We start from the raw sequence: 7,284 nt of genomic DNA on the forward strand, positions 1-7,284 counted from the left end.
GAGCCAGGCGGTGAGGCGGCGCCGGCGAAGATCGCAGCGTGCTGCCGTGCCGCCCGTTTCAGTGGCCGGATGGCCCCAGCTCGACGACGCCGTTCGCTCGCGCCGGCAGGAGCATGGCGCTGACTACCACGGCCACAGACAGCACCGCGCCGATGACGAAGGCCAGCCGCATGCCGTCGAGGTTGGCCAGCACCTCCGAGGCTCCCGCGGCTTTCAGGGCGTCGGCTCGCGCGCTCATCACGGTGATCACGAGCGCCGTGCCGAAGGCCGCGGCGACCTGCTGCAGAGTGCTCAAGATCGAGCTGCCGTGGGAGTAGAGCTTCGGGGGCACCGCACCGAGCCCGAGGGTGAACACCGGGGTGAAGGTCGCCGCCAGGCCGATCATCAACAGCGCGTGCAGCCCCAGGAGCTGCCAGTACGGCATGGTCATGGTGACCTGCGTGAGGCCGGCGAGCGCGAGCGCGATTCCGATCGCGCCGGGAACGACCAGAACCCGGCCGCCGAACCGGTCGAACAGGCGGCCGACGGTGGGCCCGAGCAGCCCCATCGCGAGGCCGCCCGGCATCACGAGGAGGCCGGTCTCCAGGGGACTGAGCTCGCGGATGTTCTGCAGGTACAGCGGCAGCAGGATCATCGAACCGAGCATCGCCATGAAGGCCACCGACATGAGGACCAGCGCGATCGTGTAAGTGCGGTTGCGCAGGGTGCGCAGGTCCATCAGCGGCGCGCCGCGCTTCTGCAGCGCCAGCTGGCGGACGACGAAGACGGCGATGGCGACCAGGCCCGCACCCACGATCGCGACGGCCACGCGGACGTCACCACTTTCGAACCGGCTGAGCCCGTAGACCAGGCCGCCGAAGCCGGCGGCGGCGGTCACCACGCTCAGCCAGTCGATCGCACCGGCCTGGGTCTCTCCGACGTTCTTGAGCTGCTTCAGCCCGCCCCATGTGATCAACGCGGCGATGGGCAGCACCACGGCGAACAACAGCCGCCAGGACCCGAACTGGAGGATCACACCCGAGACCGTCGGGCCCATCGCGGGCGCGACCGAGATGGCCAGGGAGACGTTGCCCATCACACGGCCGCGCTCCGACTCCGGCACCACCTGCATCAAGGTCGTCATCAGCAGGGGCATCATCACGGCCGTCCCGGACGCCTGGATGACGCGTGCGCCCAGCAGCACCTCGAACGACGGCGCGACGGCGGCCAACGCCGTGCCGAACAGGAACAACCCCATCGCGGTGGCGTACGCGCTACGGGTGGACACCCGCTGCAGGAACCACCCGGTGATCGGGATGACAGCGGCCATGGTCAGCATGAAGGCGGTCGAGAGCCACTGCGCGGTCTGCTCGGTGATGTGCAGCGCGTCCATCAGCCGCGGGATCGCATTGATCATGATCGTCTCGTTGAGGATGACCACGAACGTGGCGAGCACCAGCAAGCGGATCACGGGCGGCGTACGACCCGAGACGGGGGCCGCGGAATCGGCAGGCGAATCAAGCTGTGCGATGGACACGGCACCTCGATCAGGGTTGTCAGGGAATGACCTGGTCATGGCTGGCGTCCCAGCCCGGGCCCACAGGAATTCGTGGTCATGGCAAGCCTGACAGCCGCCACCGACAAAACTCATCGCCCGCACCCAAGGATTCCGGCAACGGACGCGTAGTGTCACCCGGTTTTCCCCGGTACCGGACGCAGAAGTCCGGCTGCATCCAGGACCCCGGAGTCTCCATCCCCCGGGTATCCGCGCCTCCTCCCACCGGTGCAACGCGCTCTCCCGCCGTTTCCACCACACACGCACTACCTGCGGCAATGCGACCATGACCATCGCGCGTACCCTGCTGGCAGCGGCGGCCATTCCACGGACTCCTTCCGAGACGAGCATCGCTTCGACCAGATACTCGAGAGCGGTCAGGCTCATGCGTAGCGCGCGTCCGAGCGGCGTCGGCGAGGAAGTGAACCGCGAAGAAGGAGCCGACGCGATGACGAAGTCCCTGATCTCGTTCCCGAGCCGCGCCATGGTCATCCCCGACGGGATCTACAGGCGGTTTCGGATGCGTCGCACGCTGTGGTGCAGGAGGCGAAGGACGCCGGCGTCTGGGTGTTCGGCGGTGGCATCGACGAAAGCGGCCGGATCCCCTCCCCGCCCCAGCGCCGTCCATGTTCCGCAGACGACCTGGGGACCCGCATGCCGGTGGCGAGGCAGCTACCAATCTCATCAACGCCACCGCGCTGGACCGATCCAGACTGTATGCATGACCTCATGATCTTGTTCCGACGACACCCCCATGCCGCCGCCACGGTCGCACTGATCGGCCTCCTCACCGCCTGCGGCGGGGCCACGACCGACAAGGACGCCGCCGCCGTCATCGGCGACCTCGGCGCCAACGGCGTGCCCGCCAAGCTCGGCATCGTCTACGACGAGAACACCGACCCGAACAAGCTGCTCGGCCGCCCCAACGGCTACCTCAGCAAGGCCGAGTTCACCGATAGCAGGGTCAAGGCCGAAAAGGCGGGCAGTGTCGAGGTGTTCGAGGACGCCGACGGCGCCGAGGCCCGCGCCGAGTACATCCAGGCGCTCGGGAAGACTCCGATGCTTGCTGAGTACACGTACGTCAAGGGGAACGTCGTGGTGCGCGTGGACAAAGACATGACCCCCTCCGACGCCAAGGCGTACGAGGACGCGCTCAACGAAATCGTCGAATAGCTCCCTGGAGACGCCGAAACGGCCCCGCCTCCGGAAGAGGACGGGGTCGGCTCGCCGCTGACGGCTCGTCGACGATCCTCACGTCCCCGGCCAGTGACCGCCTGGTGGATGTCCGTGAGCGTTCGCCGGGTGCCGCACCGCACGACGGGCCCGGACTCGCCGTGCCGCCTCCCGCCGACGCGAAGCCGATGGGAGCCCCGAGCGGGCGGGAGAGGGCGATCCGAGAACATGAGCGAACGGCCGCATAGCGCCCAAGTGGTGGATCATGTGCTGCGCCTGGAGGGAGGGGCGCTCGGGCCGGGGCGGCGCGCCGCCGGAGGGCTGTATTCACAAATCGCGATAATTGCCGCCCGCAATATGTGGATAATCTCCGGCACGTTGGTGGGAAATGTCGCCGGACGCCCGCGGCCTGGGCTGTTCGCCACCGTCTGCCGCGCCCTCGAACAGCGAAAACCCTTTCGCGGCTTCCCCTTTCGTAGCGAAGCGGTTCGCTGGGTCGTCCCGCACTTAGCGCCGTCACCGAGGGGGTGGTCATGGCCCGTTGCGGGACGAACCCCCTGACGTGCACTGTCGTCCCCTTGGTGGACGTAGGCGGGTCGTATGGAGGGTGGCCGGTCTCGCTCGCGCGTTCCGGACATCCCGTCGGCGTCTAGGCAAGCTCCGTCACAGTCAACCGCAGCTTTCGCCATTTCTACTGAATGCCGACAAGTCTACATTTCGTCCGCTATGTATTGATTTTTTCGACCGGCTGACTAACGCTGATCGGGACGCCCGGTCATGGAGGGAGTAAGTATGCCTGTCACCCTGGAACGCTCTGAGGAGATCGTCGCCGCGTGGCGCAGCGGAGCCGACGTCGAGGGCTGGGACAGCCCGGCCGGTCCGCTGTTCATCGGCGAGTACGCCGAGTCGGAGATCACGCTGACGGCCCTGGACACCCGGCTGGCGAGCTCGTGCACCTGCAGCCGCTTCTGCTGCTGATCAAGGAGGGATGATCCGAGTGGCCGGGGACTTCGATCCGTCGCTGGACTTTTTGACCGCACCGGCGCTGGCCGGGCTGTCCGCCACGCTGGGATCGATCCCCGGCCTCACGGAGGCGGAGGCCCGGCTGATGTGCCAGAGAACCGCCGAAGCGCTGGAGGAAACCGTCCGCCTCAAGGTAAACAGGGTCCTGCTGCTGGAACTCAACGCCGCCAGGATCAGCGGAAGGCTGACCGCCGAGACGCCGCAGCTGCGGTGGCAGGAGTGGAAGGCGACGGCCGCGACGCCCGAGTTCTGGCTGTCCCTGACCCGGCACTACCCCACGATGCTGTCCAGGCTCGGCACGATCATCGACAACAGGTGCGCCGCGGCCGTGGAACTGGCCCGCAGGTTCGCCGCCGATCGCGCGGCGCTCACCACACTGCCCGGTGGTCTCCGAGGCGAGCTGGTCGGAGTCGACTTCGGGGCGGGGGACAGCCATCGCGGAGGGCACAGCGTCGCCGTCCTGCACGGCTCGCAGGGCAAGGTGGTCTACAAGCCCCGGTCCCTCGCCGTGGACGAGGCGCTGGCGCGGCTGATCGACCGCCTGGCACCCCAGCTGCCCGCCGGCAGCCGCATCCGGGTACCCGACGTGCTGATTCGCCAGGGGTACGGCTGGGCGGAGCACATCCAGCACCGCTACTGCGCCGACGAGACGGAGCTGCGGTCCTTCTACCGCGGTGTCGGGCACTGGCTGGCGCTGATGCGGCTGACCGGCGGCAGCGACCTGCACAGCGAAAACCTCATCGCGGCCGGTCCCGCGCCCGTCGTCGTCGACTGCGAGACGCTGTTCACCCCGCACGTCCCGGCCAAACCGTCCGGATACGGCGACGCTGTCGACCAGGCGACCGACCTGCTCAGCGGATCGGTGCTGCGCACCGGACTCCTTCCCGGACGCGGCGTCTCGCTCGCCTGGCGCGGCGTCGACATGTCCGCCGCCGGAGGCCTGCCCGGCCAGCAGCCGTACACGCAGGTGCCGGTCATCGTCGACGCGGGCACGGACATGGCGAGATTGGGAATGGAACGGGTCGAGCTGGGAGCGGTGAGCAACCACCCGAGCCCCGATCCGATCCTCGTCCATTACTGGGACCTGGTGCTGTCCGGATTCACCGAGCTGGCCGAGCACCTCGACACGCTGGATCGGCGGGGTGAGCTCGCCGGGCTGCTCACGGACTTCGCCGACCGTCCGATCCGGGTCGTGGTCCGCGCCACCGAGGCGTACGCCGAGCTGGCCCGCATGTTGTGGCACCCGGCCTCACTGCACGACGAGCCGACCGCGATGGGCAGGGCGGCGGCGTTGCTGGCCCAGCACGCCGAGAACCTGCCCGGCGCGCCGTCGGACCCCGACGTGATCGACGCCGAGGTGGCCGAGTTGCTGGTCGGCGACGTCCCCTTCTTCGCCACGACCCCTGCTCGCGGCCGTCTGGACGGCCCTGGCGGAACCTCGTACGGAGACGAGCAGGACCTCATCGCGGACGCGCTGCGGCGCTGGCGCGGCCGCGACGCGGCCCTGGACCGCGAGGTGATCCGGTCCGCTCTGGTCAGCGCCTACCTCAATGAAGGGTGGATGCCCGCCAACAAGCGTATGACCGTGCCTCTCGTCCGGCACCAGGACCTCGAGCGGCGCCGGCGCCGGATCGCGGCCGGGATCGCCCGCAGCATGCTCGACACGGCGGTCCGGGGCGACGACGGCACCGTCACCTGGACCGCGCCGGTGCTCACCTCCGACGGCTGGTTCGTACAGTCGCTGTCTCCCGACGTGTACGGCGGGGCGTACGGGGTCGCCATCACTCTGGCCGCCTACGTGAGTGAGACCGTGCAGGGCAGGGCCGACGAGGTGCCGGGGCTGGACGGGCTGCTCGCCGATCTCCTCCGTACGATCAGGCTGGCCGAGGAGCGCGACGCGGAGGCACGCCGCACCGGCCCACGGCGCCGCCCCGTCACCCCGGGCGGCTACGTCGGCATCGGCTCGCAGATCTGGAGCTGGCTGCTGCTGCGCAGGCTGGGCATCGTCGGCTCGGAGGAGGCGGTCGCCCGGGCCGGCGCCCTGGCGGGGCACCTGCCCGAGGCGGTGGCCGCCGACGGGGTATACGACCTGCTCACCGGCATGGCAGGCGCCATCGTGCCGTTGCTCCGCCTGTCGGAACAGACCGGTGACCAGCAGTGGTCCAGGCAGGCCGACCGCATCGGGGCGCGCCTGCTCTCACTGGCCCACATCGACGAGCGGGGAGCACGCTGGCCCAGCACCGCCTTCCCAGAAGGGTTGGGCGGGGTCTCACACGGCGCCACCGGGATCGCCTGGGCGCTGGCCCGGCTCGCTGACAGTGCCACGGCCGGCGCTGCGGACTTCCGCGCCCTGGCAGACAGGGCCTTTCTGTACGAGGAGTCACTGTACGACCCGGCGGAGAAGGGCTGGCGTGACCTGCGTGAGATGGACGACCGTCGCGTGACCTCCAGCGCATGGTGCCACGGAGCCGCCGGCATCGGCCTCGTCGCGGCCGACCGGCTGGCCCGCGAAGGTGACCCGCGCTGGGCGCACGTGCTACGCCGGGCCGCCGCGTCGTCCTGGTCGAGGGGCATCGGCTGGAACCACACGCTCTGCCACGGAGACCTCGGCACCTGGGAAGTCGTGCGCCACGCGATCGATGAGAGTGTCGGGCCCGAAGAGCTGACTCCGGAGTACCTCGCCGCGTACATGATCGGCAGCATGGACGAGCACGGCCCGGTGAGTGGCCTTTCACGTGACGCCTTCAGCCCAGGTCTGATGCCGGGAGTGGGCGGCATGCTCTACCAACTACTACGCCTGCACCCCGACACCTCCCTCCCCTCCGTCCTGCTCCCTGACCCGGGTAACTGAGCGCCCCGTCTCCTCTCCTGCTCGCCCCGGTTTTCTTGCCACGGCCCTGCTCGGTGACCGGAGAACTGGTGAGGGCCAAGCACATGTGGGCGGAACGCCGACAGAGCTTCAGCGGAGCTGGGACGAGGCCCGCCGCGCCGCCCCCAGTCCGGAGGAGTACGGCTCACCGCTGGCGAAGCGGCGTCTACGACTCCGTCATGCGTGCCTGTCCACCTGGCTCAACGCGGGCGTCTCACCGAAGCAGGTGGCCGAGTGGGCAGGCAACAGCGTGGAAGTGCTCTTGCGCACCTACGCCAAGTGCCTCGTGGGCCAGGACGAGGTCTCCATGCGCCGGATCAGCGAAACTCTGGGCTGAACCTTCGCCACGCATTCGGCACGATCAACCGGAGTCAACGGACGACAGCCGGACACCGGCAACTGATTCAGAACACGAAAATTCTGCTTCTCGAGCCCAGGAACCGACGCAATCGCTAGCGCCCAAGATCATCCCGCGCATATTCCGCGGACAGCGGCTGAGGGCTGCTCAGGATGGCTCACGACTGCACACCGCTGAAACGAGCAACGGCGTCTGAACCGAGCGAAATCGCTGGTCAGACGCCGTTTCACGAGGTTGAGCGGAGAGCGTGGGATTCGAACCCACGAGACCGGTCACCCGGCCTAGCGGTTTTCAAGAGCACTACGGTTGTTCCGGCTGTAACGGCCC

4 protein-coding genes are annotated in these 7,284 nt (G+C 68.8%); 3 read left to right on the forward strand and 1 reads right to left on the reverse strand.

Annotated features, from left to right (window positions below; translation table 11 throughout):
- Positions 1–58 precede the first annotated feature (58 nt).
- Positions 59–1,450: an MDR family MFS transporter gene (locus ACWEQG_RS15345; protein ID WP_452285073.1), complete on the reverse strand. Its 1,392-nt coding sequence runs from the start codon at positions 1,448–1,450 to the stop codon at positions 59–61.
- 813 nt (positions 1,451–2,263) lie between these two features.
- Here ACWEQG_RS15345 and ACWEQG_RS15350 point away from each other — a divergent pair.
- From ACWEQG_RS15350 to ACWEQG_RS15360, 3 genes are all read left to right on the forward strand, one after another.
- A complete protein-coding gene (locus ACWEQG_RS15350; protein WP_452285075.1) occupies positions 2,264–2,707 on the forward strand; it encodes a hypothetical protein in 444 nt (147 codons plus the stop codon).
- A gap of 792 nt (positions 2,708–3,499) precedes the next feature.
- Positions 3,500–3,685 carry a DUF6229 family protein gene (locus ACWEQG_RS15355; protein ID WP_208801400.1) on the forward strand — a complete coding sequence of 62 codons (186 nt, stop codon included), beginning with the start codon at positions 3,500–3,502 and terminating at the stop codon, positions 3,683–3,685.
- A 10-nt stretch (positions 3,686–3,695) separates the two neighbouring features.
- On the forward strand, positions 3,696–6,581 hold the full coding sequence (locus ACWEQG_RS15360) for a type 2 lanthipeptide synthetase LanM family protein (protein WP_452285077.1): 2,886 nt from the start codon (positions 3,696–3,698) through the stop codon (positions 6,579–6,581).
- Positions 6,582–7,284 lie beyond the last annotated feature (703 nt).

The organism is Microbispora sp. NPDC004025 (assembly GCF_053604425.1).

Coding starts and splice junctions, on each gene's coding strand:
- ACWEQG_RS15355 (WP_208801400.1), top strand. CDS start 3,500: ATGCCTGTCACCCTGGAACGCTCTGAGGAGATCGTCGCCGCGTGGCGC.
- ACWEQG_RS15350 (WP_452285075.1), top strand. CDS start 2,264: ATGATCTTGTTCCGACGACACCCCCATGCCGCCGCCACGGTCGCACTG.
- ACWEQG_RS15360 (WP_452285077.1), top strand. CDS start 3,696: ATGATCCGAGTGGCCGGGGACTTCGATCCGTCGCTGGACTTTTTGACC.